This window comes from Sphingobacterium kitahiroshimense (assembly GCF_025961315.1).
Lineage (GTDB): Bacteria > Bacteroidota > Bacteroidia > Sphingobacteriales > Sphingobacteriaceae > Sphingobacterium > Sphingobacterium anhuiense.
On the sequence record NZ_JAOQNK010000001.1, the window covers coordinates 2565716 to 2591054 of the forward strand.

Annotated in this window: 18 protein-coding genes; 6 read left to right on the forward strand and 12 right to left on the reverse strand. The window is 36.9% G+C overall.

Annotated elements, in window-relative coordinates:
- Window positions 1-174: 174 nt before the first annotated feature.
- The 3 genes from M2265_RS11560 to alaS form a co-directional block, all read right to left on the reverse strand.
- Complete coding sequence (locus M2265_RS11560) at window positions 175-867, reverse strand: response regulator transcription factor (protein WP_021189425.1); 693 nt, start codon at window positions 865-867, stop codon at window positions 175-177.
- A gap of 100 nt (window positions 868-967) precedes the next feature.
- Entirely contained in the window at window positions 968-2068 is a 1101-nt protein-coding gene (locus M2265_RS11565) for a TlpA family protein disulfide reductase (protein WP_243655484.1), read from the reverse strand.
- A 7-nt stretch (window positions 2069-2075) separates the two neighbouring features.
- Entirely contained in the window at window positions 2076-4691 is a 2616-nt protein-coding gene (gene alaS, locus M2265_RS11570) for an alanine--tRNA ligase (RefSeq protein ID WP_132772252.1), read from the reverse strand.
- Between the two features lie 383 nt (window positions 4692-5074).
- On the opposite strand from alaS, the gene M2265_RS11575 reads away from it, so the two are divergent.
- From M2265_RS11575 to M2265_RS11590, 4 genes are all read left to right on the forward strand, one after another.
- Window positions 5075-5917, forward strand: coding sequence for a universal stress protein (locus M2265_RS11575; protein WP_021191118.1), 843 nt, complete (start codon window positions 5075-5077; stop codon window positions 5915-5917).
- A 5-nt stretch (window positions 5918-5922) separates the two neighbouring features.
- The gene (locus M2265_RS11580) at window positions 5923-6798 is read left to right on the forward strand and encodes a universal stress protein (RefSeq protein ID WP_132772250.1); all 876 of its coding nucleotides are present in this window, start codon (window positions 5923-5925) and stop codon (window positions 6796-6798) included.
- A 192-nt stretch (window positions 6799-6990) separates the two neighbouring features.
- A complete protein-coding gene (locus tag M2265_RS11585; RefSeq protein ID WP_132772249.1) occupies window positions 6991-8328 on the forward strand; it encodes an OmpA family protein in 1338 nt (445 codons plus the stop codon).
- 184 nt (window positions 8329-8512) lie between these two features.
- Entirely contained in the window at window positions 8513-9856 is a 1344-nt protein-coding gene (locus tag M2265_RS11590; RefSeq protein ID WP_132772247.1) for a S41 family peptidase, read from the forward strand.
- A 31-nt stretch (window positions 9857-9887) separates the two neighbouring features.
- Here M2265_RS11590 and M2265_RS11595 read toward each other — a convergent pair whose 3' ends face one another.
- The 6 genes from M2265_RS11595 to M2265_RS11620 all read right to left on the reverse strand — a co-directional run bounded on the left by M2265_RS11595 (window position 9888) and on the right by M2265_RS11620 (window position 17938).
- Complete coding sequence (locus M2265_RS11595) at window positions 9888-10202, reverse strand: hypothetical protein (RefSeq protein WP_132772246.1); 315 nt, start codon at window positions 10200-10202, stop codon at window positions 9888-9890.
- A 73-nt stretch (window positions 10203-10275) separates the two neighbouring features.
- The gene (locus M2265_RS11600) at window positions 10276-11079 is read right to left on the reverse strand and encodes a hypothetical protein (RefSeq protein ID WP_031286940.1); all 804 of its coding nucleotides are present in this window, start codon (window positions 11077-11079) and stop codon (window positions 10276-10278) included.
- 53 nt (window positions 11080-11132) lie between these two features.
- Complete coding sequence (locus M2265_RS11605) at window positions 11133-12488, reverse strand: hypothetical protein (protein ID WP_132772244.1); 1356 nt, start codon at window positions 12486-12488, stop codon at window positions 11133-11135.
- A 218-nt stretch (window positions 12489-12706) separates the two neighbouring features.
- Window positions 12707-16111 carry a TonB-dependent receptor gene (locus tag M2265_RS11610; protein WP_132772243.1) on the reverse strand — a complete coding sequence of 1135 codons (3405 nt, stop codon included), beginning with the start codon at window positions 16109-16111 and terminating at the stop codon, window positions 12707-12709.
- A 121-nt stretch (window positions 16112-16232) separates the two neighbouring features.
- Window positions 16233-17195, reverse strand: a complete 963-nt coding sequence (locus M2265_RS11615) for a FecR family protein (protein ID WP_132772241.1) — start codon at window positions 17193-17195, stop codon at window positions 16233-16235.
- Between the two features lie 128 nt (window positions 17196-17323).
- Window positions 17324-17938, reverse strand: a complete 615-nt coding sequence (locus tag M2265_RS11620) for an RNA polymerase sigma factor (RefSeq protein WP_132772240.1) — start codon at window positions 17936-17938, stop codon at window positions 17324-17326.
- Window positions 17939-18197: 259 nt separating this feature from the next.
- On the opposite strand from M2265_RS11620, the gene M2265_RS11625 reads away from it, so the two are divergent.
- Window positions 18198-20078: a DEAD/DEAH box helicase gene (locus M2265_RS11625; RefSeq protein ID WP_132772238.1), complete on the forward strand. Its 1881-nt coding sequence runs from the start codon at window positions 18198-18200 to the stop codon at window positions 20076-20078.
- A 162-nt stretch (window positions 20079-20240) separates the two neighbouring features.
- Here M2265_RS11625 and rlmB read toward each other — a convergent pair whose 3' ends face one another.
- From rlmB to M2265_RS11640, 3 genes are all read right to left on the reverse strand, one after another.
- Window positions 20241-21014 (reverse strand): 23S rRNA (guanosine(2251)-2'-O)-methyltransferase RlmB, encoded by a 774-nt coding sequence (gene rlmB, locus M2265_RS11630; RefSeq protein WP_132772237.1) that lies wholly within the window; start codon window positions 21012-21014, stop codon window positions 20241-20243.
- Window positions 21015-21122: 108 nt separating this feature from the next.
- Window positions 21123-22934 carry a DNA polymerase III subunit gamma/tau gene (locus tag M2265_RS11635; RefSeq protein WP_132772235.1) on the reverse strand — a complete coding sequence of 604 codons (1812 nt, stop codon included), beginning with the start codon at window positions 22932-22934 and terminating at the stop codon, window positions 21123-21125.
- A 154-nt stretch (window positions 22935-23088) separates the two neighbouring features.
- Window positions 23089-23808: an MIP family channel protein gene (locus tag M2265_RS11640; RefSeq protein WP_132772233.1), complete on the reverse strand. Its 720-nt coding sequence runs from the start codon at window positions 23806-23808 to the stop codon at window positions 23089-23091.
- 878 nt (window positions 23809-24686) lie between these two features.
- Between M2265_RS11640 and M2265_RS11645 the strand changes: the two genes are divergently transcribed.
- A complete protein-coding gene (locus M2265_RS11645; protein ID WP_132772232.1) occupies window positions 24687-25316 on the forward strand; it encodes a hypothetical protein in 630 nt (209 codons plus the stop codon).
- Window positions 25317-25339: the final 23 nt, after the last annotated feature.

The following is a 25339-nucleotide window of genomic DNA, read 5'->3' on the forward strand; positions in this document are numbered from 1 at the left end:
TTATGAGTTTGAAAATTTGGTCTTTTAAATCTGTTGCATTAAGCCTGCTTGTTTTATATTTAATTGGATGACTTAAAACTGAAGTTGATCAAGATGTTATCGATTATACCTCTACAAACAAAAAAGCAGTAATGGGATCCATTACTGCTTTTAATTATAATTATATCTTATCAATTAGGCAACATCAAATTTGTATCCAACACCTTTAACGGTGGTTACATAATCTTCACCAATTTTTTCTCTAAGCTTTCTGATGTGTACATCAATTGTTCTGTTGGTAACAACTACTGAATCTTCCCAAATACTTTTCAAAATTTGTTCTCTTGTAAAAACTTTATTTGGTTTTGATGCTAATAAGTACATCAATTCAAATTCTTTTTTTGCAAGTACAATTTTCTGTTCTCCACGGTACACTAAAAAAGAATCACGATCAATCACCAGATCCATAATCTCTAATCTGTCTTGTGATCGTGCTGCTTCTTCCGAAACATTTCTTCTTAGAATGGCATTGATACGGCTCATCAAAGCACGGGGCTTGATAGGCTTTGCAATATAATCGTCGGCTCCAACATGGAAACCTGCAATTTCAGAATACTCTTCACTTCTAGCCGTTAAAAATACCATAAATGTATTTTTAAACTCTGGCATAGCACGCATTAATCGGCAGGCTTCGATACCGTCCATCTTAGGCATCATAACATCCAAAATAATCAGATCTGGATTAATATCCTTTGCTACATTGATAGCTTCGTGACCATTCGAAGCAGTCGATACTTGATATCCTTCACGCTTAAGATTGTAAGCAATTAACTCTAGAATATCTTGCTCGTCATCAACTACTAATATTTTTTGCTTTGCAATGCTCATCTTTTTTTTTTGCTAAATTATGAACAAAATGACAACAAAACATTAACGAAGTGTTATTAAATTGTTAAGTAACATTACGAAAGTTAATATTTAATTTGCGCTATTTTAAAGTTTTCTTTAAAAAATCTTCCAATTCTTTACCGCGTAGGTTTTTAGCAATGATCAAGCCTTCTGGATTTAAGACATAGGAGGCTGGTATCCCTGTGATTCGATACAGACCAACAACAACGGATCCCCATGCTTTTAAATCAGATGCCTGCGTCCATTGTAACTGATCATCTGCTATGGCACGCATCCATGGTCCCGGATTATCATCAAGAGATACTCCGAAAACGTCAAAACCTTTTCCTTTGTATTGATTATATAATTTGACAATATTCGGATTTTCTTGACGACATGGCATACACCAAGACGCCCAAAAATCCAACAGAACATATTTTCCTTTGAAATCTGATAACTTGATGGATTTATTGTTAGGTGTGAACGATTCAAAGTCTGGAGCTGGTTGACCTACAGCCAACTTTCTCAGTTTATTTGTTTCTTCTTTAAACTGGGTAACATAGCCATTATCTAAGAACTTATCTTTTATCTTATCGGCATAGGTTATGATTTCAGCTTCTGCAATTTCCGGGTCTAGTGTACTGATGGCATAAAATCCAGCGATATCATCGTGCTGTTCAGCAAAATCTACCGCTGCTTTTGTATAGTACTGCAATTGCTCTGTAAACTTTTGTTTGTACTCACTACGCAGATTTTCAATATCATCCACATCAGCTGAGATGGATTTCTTCGCAAAATCTGCCTGTAAGGAATCGCGAACTGCATCACGTCGATTTCTCATTTTTGAGAAACTCTGAATCGATGATGACAACTCAGAGCCCTCTAATTGATAATCGTTAACATCTTTCTGAAGATCTGCCTTGAAAACAATGTCCTCTCCTGGTGAAGCAATTAAATCATAACGATTTTTACCTACACGAAGTGATAATAGACGCGCCTGACTAGTAGGTCTTTTAAATTGAAAGGCATTTTTGTCTCCAAAAAACATGGAGTCCAATTTTCTTTCGCCTTCGTATAACGATATTACTTTAATATTTCCTGGATTTTCAATTTGGCCAGAAATTGTAAACTCATCTTTATTTTTACATCCGATTAGAAATAAAAATAAACAACCCACCACTAGCAACGTCTGCTTCATCATATTCGTTTTATTTTATAAATTCTATTGCTCTATCTATCGCTGTTTGTAATCCGGCACTATTTTTTCCTCCGGCTGTCGCAAAGAACGGCTGTCCTCCACCACCACCTTGGATGTCTTTTGCTAAATCCCGGATAATATTTCCAGCATTCAAGCCTTTTGATTTTGCTAATTCATCTGAGATGACAACGGTCAAACTTGGTTTACCGTCAAAATCAGCTCCTATTACTAAGAATAAGTTATTAACGGCTCCTTTTAATGCGTAAGCTAAGGTCTTTACAGCCTCTGCGTTTGGCAAATCAACAACTGTGGCTAAGAAATTAACATCACCTACTTGTTGTAATTTGCTTTCGAGGTCTGATTTTAACGCTAATGATTTTTCAATAATCGTTTTTTCAATTTCCTTTTTCAAAGCACTGTTTTCGTCCAGGATTTTACCCATTGCGGCAACAAAGTCTTTTGGATTATTTAATAACCCTTTGATTTGGTCAACTAATTCAAAATGTTCACGGATCACTGCTGCAGATTTCGTTCCTGTAATCGCTTCGATACGACGTACACCTGCTGCAACGGCAGACTCTGATGTAATCTTAAAGAAACCGATCTGACCGGTAGCTTTAACATGCGTACCACCACATAGTTCTTTTGAAAATTGATCATCAAAAGTAATGACACGCACATAATCGCCATATTTTTCACCAAACAACGCAGTTACTCCTGAATCTAATGCTTGTTGGTAAGGAATATTGCGTTCTTCTTTCAATGAAATATTTTCACGAATCTTAGCATTGACAATATCTTCGACTTGTTTGATTTCCTCTTCTGTTACTTTAGAGAAGTGAGAAACATCAAAACGTAAAATATCATCATTTACTAAGGAACCTTTTTGATTCACATGATCGCCTAATACCTGCTTTAATGCAGCGTGCAATAAATGCGTCGCAGAGTGATTATTCTCTGTATCCTGTCTTTTTGCCTGATCGACTTGAGCTACAAAAAGGCCTTCAAAACTTTGTGGGAGGGTATCTATAAAATGTACGAACAACCCATTTTCCTTTTTTGTATCGGTTACAAATATCTTCTCACCTGTAGCTTCAGAAATCAAAACTCCAGTGTCACCGACCTGACCACCACCTTCTGCATAAAAAGGTGTGACCGATAAAACCAATTGAAATTGGTCTTTTCCTTTTGCTGAAACTTTACGGTATTTTACAATTTCTGTTTTTGCACTTAGTGTATCGTATCCAACAAATTCAAAGCCTTCATCTTCATTGACTAAAATCCAGTCTCCTGTATCAATGGCAGTTGCTGCACGTGAACGGTCTTTTTGGATCTGCAATGCTTTATTAAAACCGACCATATCAACGGAAAGATTTTTCTCTCTCGCTAGTAACTCGGTCAAGTCTATTGGAAAGCCATAAGTATCATATAATTCAAATGCAAAATCACCATCAACAGTTGTATTTGATTCAGCATAATTTTCGAAACGCTGTACTCCTGTGACTAAAGTTCTTAAGAAAGACACTTCCTCTTCTAAGATTACTTTTTGAACAAAACTTTCCTGTGCTTTCAATTCGTTAAATACACCATCAAACTGTGCCGCCAACAAAGGGACTAGCTCATTTATGAATGGTGTTTTGAAATTTAGGAAGGTATACGCATAACGCACTGCACGACGTAAAATACGACGGATTACATAACCTGCTTTATTATTAGAAGGTAGCTGACCATCGGCAATGGCAAAACTAATCGCCCGAATATGGTCTGCAACTACACGCATTGCAATATCTGTTTTCTCATCCGCACCATAAGCTATCCCGGCTTTTTGAGAGATGAACTGAATAGTAGGCTGAAAAACATCGGTATCGTAGTTAGATGTTTTCCCTTGAATAGAACGTACCAAACGCTCAAAACCCATTCCTGTATCCACATGTTTTGCTGGTAAAGGTTGCAATGAACCATCTTTTAGACGGTTGAACTGCATGAAAACCAAATTCCATACTTCAATTACTTGCGGATGATCGGCGTTAACAAGTGACTGTCCAGCTACTTCTTGACGTTCTTCTTGCGTACGCATATCGTAATGGATTTCGGAACATGGACCACATGGTCCTGTCTCTCCCATTTCCCAAAAATTATCTTTTTTATTTCCTAATAGAATACGATCTTCAGCGATTAAAGCTTTCCAAAAATCATAGGCTTCAGTATCCTTTGCTAGTCCTTCTGAATCATCACCTTCGAAAATCGTTACGTAAAGACGGTCTTTATCTAATTTGTATACATCAGTAAATAACTCCCAAGCCCACTGAATAGCCTCTTTTTTGAAATAATCGCCAAAGCTCCAATTGCCCAACATTTCAAATAAGGTATGGTGGTAGGTATCAATACCTACTTCTTCCAAATCATTATGTTTACCAGAAACACGTAAACAACGCTGTGTATCGGCGACACGTGGAAATTTAATGGCGGCTTCGCCTAAAAATAAATCTTTAAACTGATTCATTCCCGCGTTTGTAAACATCAATGTGGGGTCATTTTTCACCACAACTGGTGCAGATGGTACGATTTGGTGTCCTTTACTTTTGAAAAAATCCAAAAAAGCCTGACGAATTTCTCTACTTGTCATTGAAAATCTAATTGTCTAATTATGATGTTGCAAACTTACTTAAAATTGCCTCGTTATGCAATTAGACGGATGTCTTTTAGTTCATAATAATGTACTAAAAGTGTCATGAAATAAAATAAATTTTGACTATTTTTAGGAATAATTCAATTTCACTCTACAATAGGAACAAGGAAAATTAATGGTCGTGATACGTCTTATTTAAATTTGTGCTTAAAATCACTTTATTTCATTAAATTAAGCACATGTTTAGATCATTGGAAAAAATATCTTTACAACAGTCAAAAACAAACTTAACCGATACAAAATGTGTTAAGCTACAATGATGAAATTATATCATTATTAATTAAAGAAAGTGTACGTAATAAAACTAATTACCAAACAACATGAGCAATAAAATTTTAGTCCCGATTGATTTTTCAGAGAACGCCAACACGGCTGTTCAATTTGCAATTGATTTGGCAAAAAAGAGAGGGTTTGATATTCATTTATATCATAACTATACCGTTTCGTCCAGTACTTTTGATGATGTAAACAGTGATAGTTCTGATGATAATTTCAAAGCAGATGTTTTAATGGCTGATTTAATCGAGAAACTAAAGGCCAATAATCCTACTATCGTTTTCACGTCAAAATGTGAGCGCGGCATTATTACGGAGTCCCTGTTGAAAGAAACGAAAAATACTACTTATTCGGCTATTATCATGGGTACTAAGGGTAAAACAGATGATACCAGTGTGATAGTGGGCAGTACAACATATGCTGTTAGTCAGAAAAGTAATATTCCCGTTATTGCGATCCCCTTTAATTACCAAACAAAAGATATTAAGAAAATAGGTTTATTGTCCAATTTTAAATATGCTGAATTGGATACGTTAAATGAATACATCAAAATATTCGGATCTGATGTCAAAGTACAGATTATTCACGTACACTACCATTCGGAGTCTGAATCTGACATTGAGGATAAATTAGAAATTTGGAAATATCAAATCAAAAAGCACACGGAAATAACCGATGTGGATATAGAAGTAGATTCTATACAAACTGATGTAGAAGAATTGGACACTATTCCTGAGGTAATCAATGATATCATCAAAGATGAAGAAATCGATGTTGTATTGATCACGAAAACACGTAAGTCATTTTTTGAAAGATTGTTCAAAAAATCTGTCGCCAAACAAATCATTCATCATCCTATTATTCCAACATTTTTTTCTAAAGCTTAATTATTATGGGCAAAATATTAGTTCCGATCGACTTTTCTGAAAACTCGATTATTGCTGCACGATACGCAAGAGAAATTGCTCTTGAAAATCAAGATGAACTTGTTTTCTTACATGTTTACACCCGACATGTAAACAAATACGCCAATTTTATGGTCCATGGGGAACACATTGTTGATCCAACTATAAAGGAATCTGAGGAACAACTCAATCAACTTGTCGGCGTGGTAAAAGAAAAATGGCCTACTTTGGTCATAAGCCAACTTTTCGATGAAGGGATTCTTGCTGAAGTTATTAGTAAAGAAACGGCAAGAAATCAGTATAAAGTTGTTGTTATGGGTACAAAGGGTGCCTCTGGATTAGAGTCTGTATTAATAGGGAGTAATACTTATGATGTAATCCGTGATTCACAAACTCCAATTTTAGCCATACCTGCTAATGCAACCGCATATAAAAAGGATACGATTGCTTTGTTAACGAATTTTAAACCAGGTGAATTAGAGGTGTTAAAACAGGCGATTCCTGTCTTTGGCAGTAAATTTCATTTATTATTGATTCATATTAACAAAGAGGAGGTTGATATTAAGATCTTGGATAAAAAGCTTACGGAATGGATAGACAATATCATTACAGAAACGGGCATTGACGACATTTCCTATACCGTAAAAAATAGAAGTCATTTTGCAAATTCTGCTGAGAAAATTGCGAATGGAATACAAACGATGATTCGCGATGAAAATATTGATATTATTTTAATAACAAAGAGCCGTAAAACATTTTTTCAGAACTTGTTTAATGAAAATATAATCAAAGAAATGGCGATGGGGATTGTTATTCCTAACTTTTTTGGCAAAACGAATCCGAATAGCACAATTCCTAAATAAAGTACACACAAACGCTGTAATGTTACTAATAGTATACATTATGGCGTTTTTTTTTAAAATTAAGAAAATAGCAAAGTAGACAATTGTCTACAAGAGGGGATAAATGTAACTCTGATTGTAGCAGACGTCCAATATTTGGCAACATTATTGTCTAGAGCACTATAAAGAAATTTAAAATCAAATTTAAATAATATGAAGATTAACCTTAAGAAAAGTGGATTATTAGTAGCAGCTGGATTATTGGCATCTGCTTCATTTGCACAAAATGCAAAAGTTGGTTCTATAGAGGGCACTACACCACTAGGACCATCTACTCAATACAGAACTTGGTCTATCGGTATTGGTGCTGGGGTTTTAAATCAAACTAATATTTTTGGTTTCAACCGTAAAGATTACAATGATTTAGATCACAATGTTGGTTATTCGGCATACATTAAGAAACAAATATCTCCTTCTTTTGGATTTAAAGCTTCTTATTTAGGCGGTAAAGTTGGTGGAGCATATGATGATGGTTCACAATCTTTCGAAACTAAAACACCTTGGTCAGCAGCTTTATCTGGAGAGTGGACAATGGCTAATACCAATTGGAGATTTTTCAACAGTTTTATCAAACCTTATGTATCATTAGGTATTGGGGTATTAAATTCTGAAGCAACGGTAACGATGGGTTCAACAAGTACTACATATGATTCTCAATCGAAGTTATTTGTCCCTGCTGATTTCGGATTGAAATTCGCTATTGCAAAAGGGATTAATTTAGATTTAGGATACCAGTTGAACTGGGCGAATCAGAAATTTGATGGATCTATACCGGGTGCTACTCCTGCTCCAACATTCAAAAATGATTTATTCTCGTATGCACATGCTGGTTTAGAGATTGCTTTAGGAGATGGTTCGAAACCTACTTTGAATAATTCAAATCCTGTTGCTACGTTAGTAAATGATTATACTGCAAAATATGATGATTTAAAAGCACAACGTGATGCATTGGATGCTGCTAATAAAGCATTACAATCTAAAGTAGAGTCATTGAACGCTGACTTACAAGATGATGATGGTGATGGTGTTGCTAACAAATTTGACAAATGTCCAGGTACACCTTCAGGTGTTCAAGTAGATGGTGCTGGTTGTCCAATTCTTGTTAAAAATGAAACTAAAATTGTAGAGAAAGTTATCACGGAGACGGATAGAAGAACTGTTGATGAAGCAATCAAAAACTTAGAATTCGAAACTGGTAAATCTGTTATCCGTTCTACTTCATACAATTCTTTAGATCGAGTTGCTGCTTTATTAATTGAAAAAGATTTCAGTTTAAAATTAGCTGGTCACACAGATAACACTGGTTCATTACAATTGAACTTAAGATTATCTAAAGAGCGTGCTGAGTCAGTAAAAGCTTATTTAGTATCTAAAGGCGCTAACCCTTCTCGTATAGAAGCTACTGGTTACGGTCCAAACCAACCTATTGCATCTAACAAAACTGCAGAAGGTCGCCAGCAAAACCGTCGTGTTGAGTTTACAATATATTAGTAGATTTTAACATCAGGCATATAAAGGCTACTCCATATAGAGTAGCCTTTTTTTATGAAATAAAAACATCACAATATGAATTCTTTGATAAGTTGTTTAAACCAAATAAACATTTGAACAACATAAAGATAACGCCAATATCATTTCCATAATACGTATTTTTATGTCGTTAAGATTTTAAAAAATGTGGAAATCAAATCGTATTGTTTTAACCCTTTTTTCAGTGATTCTCTTCTCCTGTGAAAAAGAAGAATCGCTGAAAGAGCCCGGCTCAAACGAGGCCATCAACCACTGGACTCTGGATCAAATGCGACAGTATTATTACTGGAATACTAAAATCAGAACAACAAACGATTATCAGCAACGTCCGGATCTATTCTTCAAAAGTATTTTGTTTCAAGATGACCATTATTCAATGATAATGCAGACCCTGAACAGCGACACCTACGGTAATACCTTGACAAATACTTTTGGCTTCGACATGGTGCAGCTACAGGTTGCAACAGGTACTATCCAAGTCGTAACTCAGGTGGTTCCATTTAGCGAAGCAGATTTACTGGGTCTAAAACGTGGTGATACTTTATCCTATATGAACAACGAGCTTTTGGATAAGAGTAATATGAAAGCTCTGATAAATAAATCCTTTCATTTACCTGCAATCAATCTGAAGCGAAAAGATGGGAAAATATTTATTCTACCCGCCTCCTATATTTCACAACCTGTTGTTTATATGTCTAAGATTATCTCGTCGTCTCCCACAGTAGGCTACATTTTTTTAAGTCAATTTGACTTCAGTGGTGCTTATTCATTATTGGAAGCTGTACAAAATTTTAAATCCAAACAGGTAAAGGATCTTGTTGTCGATTTGCGTTATAACCCTGGTGGACAGGTTGCTTTTGCTTCATTTTGTGCGCTGCTATTCGCTAATATTAGAGAAAATGAGATCTTTGCAAAATATCAGGGAAACAAAAACATCAAAAAGCTGGAGGACTCTTTTTCAGCTGCGCTACAAAGACAGCCAGAGGGTTATTCTTTTGTTGCCAAAGAAGTTTTAAAAGAAGGTCTGGGACTAAATAGAATACATATCCTAACGGGTCCCAACACAGCTTCGGCTTCCGAAATGCTCATTAATGGATTACAGCCCTACATACAGGTCATTCAAGTTGGCGATAAAACCTACGGAAAGGACATGGCTTCTTCCACGATATCTACACCGGAAGAAATACATGGTTCCGAACGTAGCTGGCATTTGCTGCCAATGGTTTATAAAATTTATAACAAATTGGACCAAGGGAACTACAATGCGGGAATTCTACCACAAAAGCCTATAAATGAATTTGATTTTTTACCATTGGTGCCCATAGGCGATATACAAGATCCACTTATTGAGGAAGTGTTACATACAATCAATGCACATAAACCTCAAGCTAGAAACGCTTCTGATAAAAAGCATAAAACCAATTCTAATATTCATCAATATCTAGGCAGCAGTTATGAGACGATTCCAATTGAAATAAGTCCACGTTAGAAAAGTAGGCATCAAAATACCTATTCGTTCTTCAGCGTGCGCAGGAATTGAAAGAATTGATCACGGTGCGGAGGTCAACTCCGGTTTGTCCTTCTCTAACAAGCTTACGAAGTGAACGCGATAATATGCCGGAACGAATATTACGCTCTTTTACTTCATATTCCTTGACCAATATTTCCAACTGTAGTAATACTTCTTGATATTGACTATAAAGTTGATTCAGGTCGTTAAGCTCTTTACCCAAGGCAAATAGCACGGAGGCATCTATATCATGCTTAATTTCTCCCTGAAAATTCAGGGAGAGTGCCAGTAGTTTTCGATGTTTTAAATCATTGATTCCTTTCATAAGGATTCTTTTATGGTAATATGGTTGACCTTTTCGCTAACAATAGGCAGATCTCCCTCCTTTCAAATGGGATTTATTTTTTTAGCCAGATATTATCCAGACTATATCCTATTCCGCCAATTTCTGAGACTGCGTCAGAATCAAAAGCAACATCGGATTCTTTTTGAGGTAAGTAGACAATACCTATGTCTACCCCAAAATATAAAAACAAATAGACTTTTTGTCCATCAATAAGGATTGGTTTTGAATCCTTATCCAATACCTGCGCCTTTGGAGCAAAAATGAGGTCCACTGGTATTTTGGTAAACTTTTCAGGGATTTTATCCGATATCAAGTCTGTAATCAAGATAGGAGGATCATTATATTTGACCAAATCCTGTCCCCAACTTTCATCATAAACAGGCGTTCCTTTATAAATCGCCAATCGAATTGGTTCACCATTTGGTGAAATCGTTTTATTATAATTTAATATCTTTACTTGCATCACACCCGGAATCGGCAGAACACTATCACCTAAAGGATTTCCCCCTACAATTAGTGAAGGATCTATGGGACTTTTACTATGTACACCAAAGGTATTTAGCCCAGGTTTGATAGCTAGGTGTTGCTCTAGAACTACCTGATCCTTCCCATCGTAAGCAACGATCAATGAAGAATCGGCATCTTTATTTCTCATAAATATGAAGTTGCTCTTATCACTGTTCGCAATTTTCCCATCAACCATCACTTTTTTTATATCTGCTGATACAGCACTATATGTTTTAAAAGCAATCCTCGCTAATTCTTCCTGTTCTTGAACCAACTCACCTTTTTGACAGGAATACAACATACATCCAACCCAAAGGGCAACAAAATATATAAATAGATTTTTAATCATACATAAAGAATTAAGAAGTGAGCCATTTTTATGGCTCACTCAAGTAATAAATATTAATAAGTTTTTGGCACAAATTGCGTCCAAGTTGCTGTCCAAGGAGCAGTTGTTGGATGGAATGCACCTTTATAGGTTGTAGTTCCATTACCATATGCCGGTGACGCCGCTAAAGGTCTTAACACAGCCGGATTAAATGTAGTTGATGCTGGATAAAAGATATTAGCAGCACCTGCCAATTTCAAATATGTTGTCGCATCTGTAGAAACGAGTGATTGATTTCCTGTCGGAGTAGCACCACTGAAAGCTGCAGTATATGCATGGACGACATTTCCAGTAAACGTACCTGCAGCACCGTCTTGGAATGCAGCACCTGTTGCATAACCTGCGATAATCGAGTTTTGAATATCATATTCTGTACCTCTTCTCCAACGGTTACCAAATTTCAATTTAGTACCGGCTACAGTAACATCTTTAATACCCAAGAATGTGAAATTTTTCAAAACTGGGCGTGTTTTAGGTGTTTGAGCATATGGAGCTGTACCTTCGTTATCAGACTCCAAACCATTCGAATCAGAGTTACCGCCTGATAGACTGTTTGTCGAATTAGGATCTTTCAATGATAAAGCATATTGGATTGTTCCGGTATAACCATGATCAAAATCAAAATCATCATCGTCATTTGATAATGCTACTAAGTATTTCGCATTGACGGTACCTCCAAAGAACTCAAAACCATCATCTTTACCCCAAGATACTTGAATGTTTTCTAGCGTAGTACCAGTACCAACGCCACCTAAAGTCAATCCGTTGATTTCATTGTCGGCAGTTAAATTGTAACCAGCAAACTCAATACGTACATATTTTAATGAGCCTGAATTATCTGCTGCATTTGTACCACCATAAGTCACATCTACGCCTACAGGTTGAGGAATTCCTTCGATTCTTTTTGTTGCAACTTGATTTGTAGTTGCGCTACCCAATAATACAACACCTCCGAAATCTCCAGGATTACGAGAGTTAGCAGCATTCGGAGAAGTAAATACAATAGGTGCCGCAGCAGTACCATTGGCAATCAATTTGGCCGTTTTCGGAACAACCAAAACCCCTTTGATATTTTGTGTCAATCCAGTAATCTGATCGTTGTATGCTTTAGTCACACCAGAAGTAATGTACGTACCTGGTTGAATAGTTAATGTTGCCCCTGGCTTTACAAAAGCTACACCATCAATTTTCCATACGGTGTCCGCAGAAAGCGTTGTTTTAGTAATAATTCCTGAAGCATCTGTTGGAATAGTTGCTTGAGGTTTGTTTGGCAAACCAGCATTCAAATCTGAATTAGGTCCTACGTTGTCTTTGTTACAAGAAGTCAATGCAATTGCGCATACACTTGCTACTGTTAAGATTTTTTTCATTTTATGTTAAATAATTACTAGTTTTGCCATCACAAGATCATTTTTTAGACTATGCATCCCTATGGGATAGCATTTCATAAGTTTGCATAGTTGTTTTCATCCCCCCTTATTTTGCTTCTATTTTATCTTCCTGTTGTGCGATGTGGCCAAACTTGGAACTCATGTGCAATTTTTTAAGGGAGGCATGAAGCTGCCTCGCGCAGTTATTTTTTATTATTTTAAAAATTATAGGTCACTGAAAGACTAAATCTTCGACCGTCTTTTTTACGATAGGTTATAATATCGTCGTCCGCCCTATTATATTTATTATCTCCTTTAACAAGCTCATAAATTATTTCTCCTTTTTCCCCTTGAGAATTACTATACGCTGATTGATTTTGATAATACCTTGTCCATTCATCCAGAAGATTGGCAGCATTAAATTTCACCTCCAATTTCTGCTTCAAAAAACGCTTATACACCTGAAAATCAATTTGCCTTGGTGCAAGTTCATATTCTACCCTATTTGGATTTACAGAGGCTGTATTTGTACGATAGCCTCTATGATTATAGCTTGCTGTTACACCAAAACTATCTCCCCAATAACCGACACCGAGATTCAACAACCAAGGTGATTGTCCCATTAGTGGACGATCTTGATTAGGTGCTCTTTCTTTTTCGCGTTCTGCAATTGTACGATCATCTACCAACTTATGTCTCCACTGACTTAATGCGTTAACTTCAGATTTCAACAATGTTCCATTGGCGTTTAGAAAAGCTTTAGATAGCCAGTCGGCCTCACCAATAAAACTCAAGTTTTTACGAACTTCAAATTCCAACCCCATGTTTTTTGCGGACTCCATATTATTGAAAACATATGCGGTTCCGGGACTTACATCTTCATTTTCAATCAGTTCTATTGGCTTATCTAAGTATTTATAAAATCCTGTTAAGGATATAATTTCACCAGGACTTGGATACCATTCCAATCGCAGATCAACATTATCGATAAAAGTTGATTCGACATTATCCCCTGAAACAATAGCATCCAATTCAAAGTCATAAAATCCAAAAAAACCTGACTCCCTAAAGTCTGGACGAATGGCCGTCTTTGAATAACTTCCTCTCACATTAAAGGTATTGGTCACACTATAAGTTGCATTAATGGACGGTAGAAATTTCCAATTATTTTCACGAATCATCAGTTTATACAATAGTAATTTATTATTATCTGCATCTGGATCGCCATTCTGCTTTCTAAACATTTCATCCTGACGATTTAACAGATTGTAGTATTCGGCACGGAATCCATAGACTAATCTTAGCTTATTCCAAAATTTCTGATCCAACATCAGATACCCTGCATGTGAACTCATATCACCATCATAAACATTACCACCGATAGGCTCAGGATAATAATAAGCTTGACCAACTCCGTTTCCGATAGTTTCTGGAGAGAACAATATATCATAAGGTTTTTCAATAGCAGGTGCCGATTTAGAAGGATCATCGGGCATATAAGAGCGGGTAAATGGCAACAAACGAAAGACCGAAAGATTACGATTTTTTTTCCAGCCTTGATATCCAGCCTTAACCAAAGTGCTAACGGATTTTCCTTCACCAAAGACTCGAGAAAATGCCATTGCCCAATTAAAATCATTTTCATTAATCTCAGTCCACATGCGGGAATCAAAACCCGTTTCGGAATGGTTAGACCAATTAGAAAGACTTAATAAATTAGGACTTTGAAACATATAATTCCCGTCTAATATTGTCGTTAATCCATATCGCAATTTACGTTCATCCAAAATCTGCTGCTTGATTCTATTATAGGCAAACATACCCTCAGCCTTGATTTTCCACGGCAACTGATATTCACCGCTTAACTGATGCTGCTGCAAAGACATTGTTTCAGGTAATTGATATTGATTTTTGGTCGGAGGGTTATTTAAATTTGTAAAGGTTGACCGGATATTTTCACTATAATTATTGTTAAAAGTCCGGGCGTACATATTTTTAAATGCGAGCTTAAAATCCTGTCCTTTTAGTCCAAAATTCGCCACCAATCCGCTACTACTATTAAAGCGATAGGAGGTTCCTGCACCATTCTGACCGATCGTATCACTTTCTATCATATGTTGCTTCTCTCCATACCCATTAATGATACCAGATCCTCGCACATTATTAAAGGCGACAATATTTTGTTCATTTCGAATATTAGCAGAAGCAGAGAAACCGAACAGTAATCCATTTGAAAAATTATACCGCCTTCCCAATGCAAACCTTAAATTTTGATTAGGAATGGCCTTGTAGCGATATAATTTCATCGCATCTGCGTTAACTTGCTTGGACTGGGCTATTGCATCAATGTCATTGTACTTCAAATTTGAACCTGGCATTAAAAATTCTTCATTCAATTTTTGATCGTTCAATATATATCCTGGAGGGGCATCTAGACGTCTTGCTTCTCCATTCCAAAACCAAGGCTGTATCCCTTCGGGCTGCTTCGAAGAAGAATGATTAAAACCAAAATATTCGCTATTATGCCGTTCACCAAGGCGATAAAAGTCTTTTCCTGTTGTGCGGGAATTTCCTCCAACGCCATATTGTATTGTGGTAAAATCCTTATCCGGGATATCTAACGTATTGATTGAAACCTGCCCGCCCGAGAATTCGGCCGATACATCCGGTGTTGCCGTTTTATTGACCACCACAGAACTCACCATCTCGGTTGGAATAATATCAAAAGAAAAATCACGTCTATTCTGCGAAGTACTTGGGATGACTACCCCATCCAACATGGCTTGATTGTAACGATCGGACATACCCCGCACAATCACATTTCTATTGTTGACGGTCGTCAATCCAGTAACGCGCTTTAGCACCTGCCCCATATCATTGTCCGGTGTACGTGCAATCTGCTCGGCAGATATACCATCAGTCACCGAGGCAGCGTTCTTTTGTGCGGCATACAGTCCTGCTACAGATGCTTTTTTAAACGACACACTAACGACCGCCGTTTCCAACTTATTGGTCTGCGTTTTCATAGCAATATTTAATGCTGTAAGTTCTCCGTCCTCTATTTTCACGCCTTCTATGCGCTGTGTCTGATAAGATAGATAACTGACTTCCAAGACATAAGTCCCCGATACAGCGGTTAAAATATAACTACCATCAATACTGCTCTGTGTCGTCTTATTGGTTCCGACCAACTTAATGCTAGCATTAGCCAACAACTGACCTCGATCATCAATTACTTTCCCGGAAATGCGTCCTACCTGCTGTAGTGGTTTTTTGACCAATGTAATATAGACCCCATTATCTTGAGGTATCAGATCTGTACCCCTAAGAAGGTAGCGCACTACTTCTCCTATACTGCTATTTTTAAAAATTTTGGCATTCACTTTTTCCTTTGACAGATTATATTTATTGGCATCAAAGGCAATATGTATATTTTGCGATTCCAAATGCTCGAAAGCTGCTGGAATATTAGATTCATTAAAAGAAACTGAAATCTTTCTATTGAGCAACTGGCCGTATGCACCTGATGCTAAAAGCATTTCTGCCGATACGATTAAAAGAAGTAGTCCCACCAATGATGACTTGATCATAAACTTAATATTGTTTTTCGTAACGTATTTCATAAATTTGTATGCGTATATAATAGCTCTATAAGTTTTTGTATATGTTATTTTATAGCACCTTATGGATGCTATAGGATCCAGAGTTGATGATGGCAGTCGTCAGCTCTTTTTTATTCCCGAATTAGTAGATATGCACCGTACTCCCCTCCTTCCTAGACTTGTTATGGTGGACAGCTTTTATACTTTCCAAGGTTGCTGACCAAGAGAGCTGTTTCGATATCGGCATGCTGTAGCGCTGTCGGGCAATCTGATCATCACCGGCTTTCAGATCTACATTGTAGATATTTTTAACTGCTAATGCCAATTCTGCAAAACTGCTTTGCTTTAGGTAAATCTTTCCCTCAATCCAACTATTACGTATAGTGAGGTCAAAAGTCTCTTGGTTACTGCTGTGGTTGTTTTTGGTATAGCGAATCTGTCCGCCGCGCTCCAATGTGCCTAATGACTTGTTGTCCGCCGCTACTTGTACTTTACCTGTAAATACAGATACAGATATTTCATCCGATTCGCGGTAGTTTTTTACCGTAAACGATGTACCCAATACCTTTGTCTGTAATTGCTGTGTATTGACAACAAAAGCTTTTGTGGAATCTTTTTTAACTTCAAAAAATGCTTCTCCGGCAAGTAGCTCTACTACACGGTCCTTTCTGTCGTATGAAACGGTATCCAATTTAATTTTGGAACGTGCATTTAAAATGATCGTTGATCCGTCTGCCAATAATACCTTCTTCCGTTGTGCAACTCCTGTTTCAAAAATCCGGTACCCTGGTTTTAAATTCGCTTCTTTTTTTACGACATCCAGATCGGTTTGTTTTCCTAAAAACAATATGCTAAAGCAAAACAAAAGTGTAGCCGCCACAGATCCAATCCAATAGACCATTTTCCGAATTGATGATTTTTGAGGAGTGGTATTTTCAATCTGCTGTTGTATCCTATTCCATAATTGGACCTCATCTATTGCACTTTCAGGAATTTCTTCCCGATCTAGTGTTTCATACCAGCGATCGACCAACATACGCTCTGCTTTTGTAGCTTTATTCTGCTGATATCTGTAGATCAGGGATTCAAATATTCTTCTTTTCACTTTTTTGCCTGCTGTTTATATATAAGTCTGCAAAAAAGCTATAAAGTACTTCAAGAAATAGTTAATGTTTTATAAAAGAATTGTTAAGTATATTTTTGGTGGCAGTCATTGTCTGCTGTACAAAATATTTATTTAGATAGTTGCTCCAGAGCGAGAACAAGAAATACGCTAAGCGTGCTATTTTGAACACTTTGTCTTGCACTTATTGCTTTCCTCATTCTTTTGGAAGCTTCTGTCAGGTTATTTTTCACGGTCTGCTCCGAAAGCCCCATACGTAGGGCGATCTCTCGAATTGGCAGATGCTCCCATTTAAGTAAGAGTGCCTGACGCATATTATGCGGCATAATTTCCAATTCCTCTTCCAGTAATCTTTCTAATGCAAGGTAAGTTTCCAATTCTTCAGGATGCTGTTGTACATAGTCAAAAATATGGTTGCTCCAATGGTCCAACAGTCTATTTTTAACTTTATTGGCATTAAAAAAATCGATAATCTTATACTTGAGCATTCCTTTGAGGTAAGCTGGAAGATTCATTTGGATGTCGATCGTATGGCGCTTTTCCCAAAACTGTACAAATAATTCTTGGAGAATATCTTCTACATCCTGAGCGTCCAAAATCCGCCGGGCAGCATGTTGATAAAGATCTTTCCAACAATAGCGATAAAGCTCTCCAAAAGCGTTCGTATCATTTCGCTCTTTAATAGCTTGAAGCCAATGCTGATATATAATTGGTATTTGATCCATACTACTATCAAAAGTAAGGTTGAAATATTAAGTCTACATTAACAAATGATCAAAAAAGCAGAACAGTTATAAAATAGTTTCACAATCCAAATAATTCTTTTCAATGTGGTTTATTTATGTTTAACAGGTATAAAAATATTTATTTGTCATTCAAAAAACACATTATATCAAATACTTAGCTTATAAATTAGTTTTGTAAATATTATTTTCCTATCTTTGCATCGCCTTAGGCAATAGAGCCTATTGTATAAATTAATTCATGAACCCATTTTTAGAACTGGGAATCCGTGAGGAAATTGTTAATGCCATCTCAGAATTAGGTTTTGAAAAACCTTCTGAAATTCAGGAAAAAGCCATTCCTGTTTTATTGACTGGTAACGACGATTTTGTCGGATTAGCCCAAACCGGCACAGGTAAGACAGCAGCATTTGGTCTTCCATTATTACAGCAATTAGACTTTTCTCAGAAACATCCTCAAGCGTTGGTATTGTGTCCAACACGTGAGCTTTGTTTGCAAATCTCGAAAGATATAGAAAGATATGCTAAAAACCTCGACAACGTACATGTTGTTGCTGTTTATGGAGGTGCAAATATTAGTGACCAACTTCGTCAAATCAGACGTGGTGTGCAAATTGTAGTAGCGACCCCAGGTCGTATGTTAGATATCATTGGCCGTAATGCTATTGATTTCTCTCAAGTGAAATATGTTGTGTTAGATGAAGCAGATGAAATGCTTAACATGGGCTTCAAAGAAGACATCAACAACATCCTGTCAGAAACTCCTGACACTAAAAAAACATGGTTATTCTCTGCAACAATGCCATCTGAGGTACGCCGTATAGCTAAAAACTATATGACTGATCCAGTTGAAATGACTGTAGGTACGAAAAACACTGGTAATGCTAATATTGAACATCAATATTATTTAATTAGAGCTAAAGACAAATACGCTGCTTTCAAACGTATTGTAGATTCAAATCCTGATATCTTTGGTATCGTGTTTTGTCGTACAAAAATTGAAACGCAAGAAATTGCTGAATCTTTAATTAAAGATGGTTACAACGCTGATTCATTACACGGAGATTTATCTCAACAACAACGTGATAAAGTGATGAAACGTTACCGTGACCGTAGTTTACAATTATTAATTGCTACAGACGTTGCAGCCCGTGGTATTGATGTAAACGACGTAACTCACGTGATTAACTTCTCTTTACCAGATGAAATTGAAAACTATACTCACCGTTCTGGCCGTACAGCTCGTGCAGGTAAAACTGGTATTTCAATCTCATTGATCAACATTAAAGAGCAAAGCAAAATCCGTCAACTTGAAAAAGTTATCGGAAAACAATTTGAGCGTAAACAAGTTCCTCAAGGAGCTGATGTTGTTGAAAAACAATTATTAACGATCATCAATAAAGTTCAGAATGTAGAAGTTAATGAGGATCAAATCAATCAATTCATACCAGCTATTATGGAAGGTTTTGAATCGTTATCGAAAGAAGATATCGTAAAAAGATTTGCTTCATTAGAATTCAATAGATTCTTAGATTATTACAAAGGTGCTCATGATTTAAATATCGAAGCACGTGATATCAGCAGCAATGGCCGCGAACGTGGCGAAAGAGGCGAGCGTGGTGAAAGAGGAGAACGTGGTAGCTCTAAAGGATTTACTCGTTTATTCATGAACCTTGGTTCTGTAGATGAATTCAGCCGTGGAGACATGTTAGGATTTATCTGTAACAACGCTAAAATTTCTGGAAAATCAATTGGTAAAATTGATTTAAAAGGAGTATTCACTTTCTTTGAAGTTGAAGATGCTGAGGTAACAAAAGTATTCGAAGGATTTAAAGACGTTGATTTCAACGGTCGTAACGTACGTATCGAAGTTTCTGGAGACGGAAAAACTGAAAACCGTGGTGGTGGAAACAGAAGCCGTGGTGGAAGTGGCGAACGTAGAAGCTTTGGCGGTGGTGAAAGACGTGAAGGTGGAGGTGGTTACCGCGGTGGTGGTGATCGCAGAAACGGTGGCGGTGAAAGACGTGAAGGTGGATACCGTGGTGGAGATCGTAGAGAAGGAAATGGTGGTGGTTTTAGAGACTTTTCTGGAAAAAGAAAAGAATCTAGTAACAAATACTAATCGATTCATCTTATAAAATAAGAGCGGCTATCCCAAAAGATAGCCGCTCTTATTATTTATACAGCAGTTATGTAATTTCCTAATGTGATTAACATAAAAAAAGAAGAGTGGCTACCCTGAAGATAGCCACTCTTCTTTTTTTATATAATATTTATACAAATATTATTTCACGCGTTGACGAATAGCCTCGTATAATACAACCCCAGCTGAAACAGATACGTTTAATGATCCTATTTCTCCGAACATCGGTATTTTAGCAAGGTGATCTGCAATACGAATTAAATCGTCTGATACACCTGTATCCTCAGCTCCCATGATGATACAGGTTGGTACAGTATAATCTACATCATAGATGCTATCTTTTGTCTTTTCAGTACTTACAACTAACTGTATGCCGGACTCAATAAGAAATTTACCCACTTTAGCCAAACCTTCATGACGACATACTGGTATTTTATATAATGCACCTGCGGATGTCTTGATTGCATCAGGATTCACCTCTGCAGATCCTTTTTTTGGTACAATAATCGCATGTACACCTGAACATTCTGCTGTACGTGCAATAGCACCAAAGTTGCGCACATCTGTAACACCATCTAGCATCAAAAATAAAGGCACCTCTCCTTTTTCATAAATTTCAGGAACAATGTCTTCAATTTTTTGATAGATAATCGGGGAAATAACGGCTATAACACCTTGATGGTTTTTACGTGTGATACGGTTTAGTTTTTCAATTGGAACTTGTTGAAACCCTAAGTCGTGCTCTTTCAAAAGAGCTTTCAATTCTAAAACTAAACTTCCGGCTAAACCTCTTTGTATAAATAATGATTCGATTTCTTTACCACTATCTATCGCTTCTATAACGGCACGAATACCGAAAACCATCTGATTGGCTTCACGATCTGATGATCTATCGTGTCTTTGAAAATTTTGCATGCTTAATATTCTAAATAAGAATTGGTTTCTAGCAATTAGCTAACCAATTTGAAAGGCAAAGATACAAAAAGAAATATGGGTTAGTGCAAGAAAAAGTTGGTCTAAGTTTTAACTTAGTCCCAAATTAAGCTCTTTTCTTAACGTTTCTAAAAGTGGATTCTTCTGTACCATAGCTTGATATTTCTCTTGCGAGGTATAAGGTTTACGTACAACATCATGCTCCATAACAATACCACGTAGATCTAGTGAAAAATTATGCAGTGCAGGGCGAAGGTAATTTAATAAATCTACCTTTGCCATATTGAGAACATCCATCTGGACCATGTTCTCCACATCTACTTCAATTTGATTTCCAACTAACTTTGGTGGCACAGCTGTCATCAGGGTATACAGATTAATCTTATTTTGCTTTTTTATATCTGTTGCCAACGTTTTCCAGAATTGGATAAATTTTTCATAAGTCACTACTTCCTCTTCCGTACCTTTAACTAAACTAGGTTCGTTACTATCTTCTTCTTCAGTTTTAGATTCAAAAATTGAATTTAGATCAGGTAATGATGGCATAGAACTTTTGGAAGCTCCCCATCCACCCTTTTTCACTTTAGGCGGTAAGTTAGAGACTTCTGGGCTTTTCGTTTGTTCTACTATAGGTGTTGCAGGAGGTACTGCAATCGGAGTTATAGCTATATTTTTATCTACTACTGGTAATGAGGGTTTTGCATCAACGACAGGGGTTTCTGTGGCTGGAGCTACATTAGGGAGTTTTTTTTTTAATCCTTCAACCGTATTGGGAGCTTGAAGGGCTCCAATCTGGCTTAACTTAATCGCACTTGATAAGTGACAAATTTTTAATAGCGCTAATTCTACCTGAAGCCTCTGATTCTTACTTGTTTTATAATTAATCTCACATTGATTAGCAATATTCAATGCTGATAATAATAATCCCGTTGAAGATTTACGTGCTTGATCCAAATACTTAGCTCTTATACTTTCACTTACTTCTAACAACTTTAGCGTAGACGGTTCTTTTGCTACCAATAGATTTCTAAAATGCGATGCTAAACCTGAAATGAAATGACTGCCATCAAAACCATTATTTAAAATATCATTTAATATTAATAAGGTATCTGCTGGATTTTCAATCAATATAGCATCTGTCAATTTAAAGAAGTAATCGTAATCTAAAATATTCAGATTATCAATAACTGCTTGATAAGTGACCTGCTTATTTGAAAAACTAACGATTTGATCAAACATCGATAATGCATCACGAAGTCCTCCATCTGCTTTTTGAGCAATGATATGAAGGCCATCTTGATCGTACTGAATACTTTCACGTGCTGCAATGCTGGCCAAGTGATTGGCCATATCTTCAACACGGATACGGTTAAAATCAAAAATCTGACAACGTGATAAAATCGTAGGTAAGATTTTATGCTTTTCTGTAGTTGCTAAGATAAATATGGCATAGGCAGGTGGTTCTTCCAATGTTTTTAGGAAAGCATTGAATGCCTGCTGCGACAGCATGTGAACCTCATCGATGATATAGATCTTAAACTTACCCACTTGTGGTGGAATACGTACTTGATCAATCAAATTTCGGATATCGTCTACTGAGTTGTTTGATGCTGCATCTAATTCATGAATGCTAAATGAATTACCATTCTGAAAAGATTTACAGCTATCACATACACCGCAGGCTTCGCTAATATCTGAAATGTTTTCACAATTTATTGTTTTTGCTAAAATACGCGCGCAAGTTGTTTTACCCACACCTCTTGGTCCACAGAACAAAAATGCTTGTGCTAACTGATTGTTATGAATAGCATTCTTAAGTGTACCGGTGATGTGTTGCTGACCGACAACCGAGTCAAAGGTGACCGGGCGATATTTACGAGCAGAAACAATAAAATTTTCCATTGTACGAAGATACAAATTTTGTACCTCCGTCACAAAATTAAAAAGCGATACTTCAAAAAAGTGTGCTCTTAAAACTGTTAGATAACAGAAACAAGAAGATAAAAAAATAGCTTCATTTTTCGATGAAGCTATCCAATATCATGATATAAAAGTTTTAATTCCCTTTGGGTTCAAGAGCACGCCAAACGACTGCGGCAATCATAGCTCCTACTATTGGAGCTACAATAAATAACCAAAGTTGTGAAAGTGCTGGCCCCCCGGCTAGTAAAGCTGGACCAAAACTACGTGCTGGATTGACTGAAGTACCTGTGATGGGAATGGCAACTAAATGAATTAAAACTAAGGTCAGCCCTATAGCCAAACCAGCCATAGTGGAATTTCCAACTTTGGAGGTAGTCGCTAAGATGACAAATAAAAAGATGAAGGTTAAAACAGCCTCTGTTAAAAATGCGGCGGTTGTGCCGTATTCATTCTGATAGCCTTTCCCCCATCCATTCGACCCATATGCCCATTCACCTGGAGAGAAACCCGCTAGCTGTCCTCCTAGAATTTGCTGTAGAACAAAAGCACCTAATAATGCTCCTATTAATTGTGCTACAATATAAACAACAGCATCTTTCGCAGCAATCTTTCCTGCAACAAGTACACCGATTGTTACCGCGGGGTTGATGTGACACCCACTAATGCCGCCTATCGCATAGGCAAAAACAACAACGGATAAACCGAATGCTAGCGCGATCCCCAGTAATCCCAATCCCGACAATCCGCCTAAAGTCGTAGCGCCGGCGACAGCCGCTGCACCACAACCAAATAGTACCAAACCAAAAGTTCCAATTAGTTCAGCAACAAATTTTGTAGAAATATTTGTTTCCATTTCTTTAAGTTATAATATGGTCAAACTTGCGTCAAATATCTTACCCCTTTTACACCTGTTTTTCAGCGAGTTAAATTAAAGTAAGGATACAGCTACATGTATATTATTTCCTACAGATAATATACAATAGTAACAGGTAAAACTTAATACTAAAATCATGAGATAATAACGCTTTAGGTATGAAAAATTTTTAGTTTTTTAGTGTGATCTATATTACTTTTCTACGTAACATGGGTTCAAAGAGCAATTGATTAATGTTGGCGAGAGATGACGGTACCATCACATGCTATGGCGCCGCTATATTGTTGTGTCGCAAATCGATGATGCTCTTAAGATGATACGCTACATTTTCTTGAAATATAAGTCCGCCAAGATGGTTGAACATCAATAAGTCAAAAGAAAAGTATCTCCCTGCCTGCACCGAGACAATACAGGAGTTTACTTTTATCTTGACAGACTGGTGAATAGCTCCAAACACTTTCCTTTCAATAAACTAAATCCCTCTGTGAGTAAAGAATTATTTCCTTAAAAGCATGTTACGTAGAACTATCTACGCGAGATCGCGCAAAATAATCAAGCCGTTGGGAGATATAAGCTTGTTGTAAGAAGAAATCTCCCTATTCCTCTTCATCATTACAAAGAAACTAGAAGATATCTTTCAAAAGTACGGTATTACTGAATTGCAATGGCGCAAAATGATCTCCCCACTATGCTAAGGGTATCGGAAATAGTGCGGAAGAATTCGGCCTTTCCGTCTGTTAGGAATTCCATCGCGTGAAGAGCCGTTGCATCGCGTATAATCTTTAGTATCTATCGTTTCAATTGTGAGGTATAGCAAAAAAGAGTTATTTTAGTGATTAAATCTAGATGATATTCTGATGAAATATATTCGTGCAAAAGCCAATTTTATTCGATATACTGACGGAAAACTACTTTTAAGAGCAAGCTATATTTTATCGTGCATGAAGAATTCTACTGTCTTTATTAATCCGACTTTGCCACTGCCAACTATTGAAGATGCTTACCAAGATTACCAGATGAAAGTGATCGAGGCTGAAAGCGGAAGCCGAGAAAAGAAGTCTTATAAGCGAGAAAGCAAGCGGAAACTCTGTGAACTGTTGCAACAGCTTGTTGCTTACGTCAATTTAGTCAGTGATGGAAAGTTATCTTTACTACAAAGTTCGGGTTTCCCTGTACTCACCAGAAAACGTAAAGGCCAAGTTCCTGATACTCCATCCGCCCCATTTCTTTGTGATGGACGTACAAGTGGTGAAGTCGCCTTTGGATTTAAACCTGTAGGACGGGATATGTTTTATGATTATAGGTTTGCAACAGAGGTTGACTCGTATGGACTCCCACAATGGGGAGAAATATTCTATAAAACAAACTCGTTCAGGGCGTATTATTCAGGATTTACTCCTGGCCACTATATCTATTTTCAAGTTAGAGCGCGCAATAAACATGGTCAAAGTCATTGGACGGCTCCTCTATTATTTATGGTCGGATAAAAAATAAAAGCTTCCAAATATTA

Coding starts and splice junctions, on each gene's coding strand:
- rlmB (WP_132772237.1), bottom strand. CDS start 21,014: ATGCAAAATTTTCAAAGACACGATAGATCATCAGATCGTGAAGCCAAT.
- alaS (WP_132772252.1), bottom strand. CDS start 4,691: ATGACAAGTAGAGAAATTCGTCAGGCTTTTTTGGATTTTTTCAAAAGT.
- M2265_RS11590 (WP_132772247.1), top strand. CDS start 8,513: ATGTGGAAATCAAATCGTATTGTTTTAACCCTTTTTTCAGTGATTCTC.
- M2265_RS11605 (WP_132772244.1), bottom strand. CDS start 12,488: ATGAAAAAAATCTTAACAGTAGCAAGTGTATGCGCAATTGCATTGACT.
- M2265_RS11620 (WP_132772240.1), bottom strand. CDS start 17,938: ATGGATCAAATACCAATTATATATCAGCATTGGCTTCAAGCTATTAAA.
- M2265_RS11640 (WP_132772233.1), bottom strand. CDS start 23,808: ATGGAAACAAATATTTCTACAAAATTTGTTGCTGAACTAATTGGAACT.
- M2265_RS11610 (WP_132772243.1), bottom strand. CDS start 16,111: ATGAAATACGTTACGAAAAACAATATTAAGTTTATGATCAAGTCATCA.
- M2265_RS11580 (WP_132772250.1), top strand. CDS start 5,923: ATGGGCAAAATATTAGTTCCGATCGACTTTTCTGAAAACTCGATTATT.
- M2265_RS11595 (WP_132772246.1), bottom strand. CDS start 10,202: ATGAAAGGAATCAATGATTTAAAACATCGAAAACTACTGGCACTCTCC.
- M2265_RS11560 (WP_021189425.1), bottom strand. CDS start 867: ATGAGCATTGCAAAGCAAAAAATATTAGTAGTTGATGACGAGCAAGAT.
- M2265_RS11565 (WP_243655484.1), bottom strand. CDS start 2,068: ATGATGAAGCAGACGTTGCTAGTGGTGGGTTGTTTATTTTTATTTCTA.
- M2265_RS11600 (WP_031286940.1), bottom strand. CDS start 11,079: ATGATTAAAAATCTATTTATATATTTTGTTGCCCTTTGGGTTGGATGT.
- M2265_RS11585 (WP_132772249.1), top strand. CDS start 6,991: ATGAAGATTAACCTTAAGAAAAGTGGATTATTAGTAGCAGCTGGATTA.
- M2265_RS11645 (WP_132772232.1), top strand. CDS start 24,687: ATGAAATATATTCGTGCAAAAGCCAATTTTATTCGATATACTGACGGA.
- M2265_RS11625 (WP_132772238.1), top strand. CDS start 18,198: ATGAACCCATTTTTAGAACTGGGAATCCGTGAGGAAATTGTTAATGCC.
- M2265_RS11575 (WP_021191118.1), top strand. CDS start 5,075: ATGAGCAATAAAATTTTAGTCCCGATTGATTTTTCAGAGAACGCCAAC.
- M2265_RS11635 (WP_132772235.1), bottom strand. CDS start 22,934: ATGGAAAATTTTATTGTTTCTGCTCGTAAATATCGCCCGGTCACCTTT.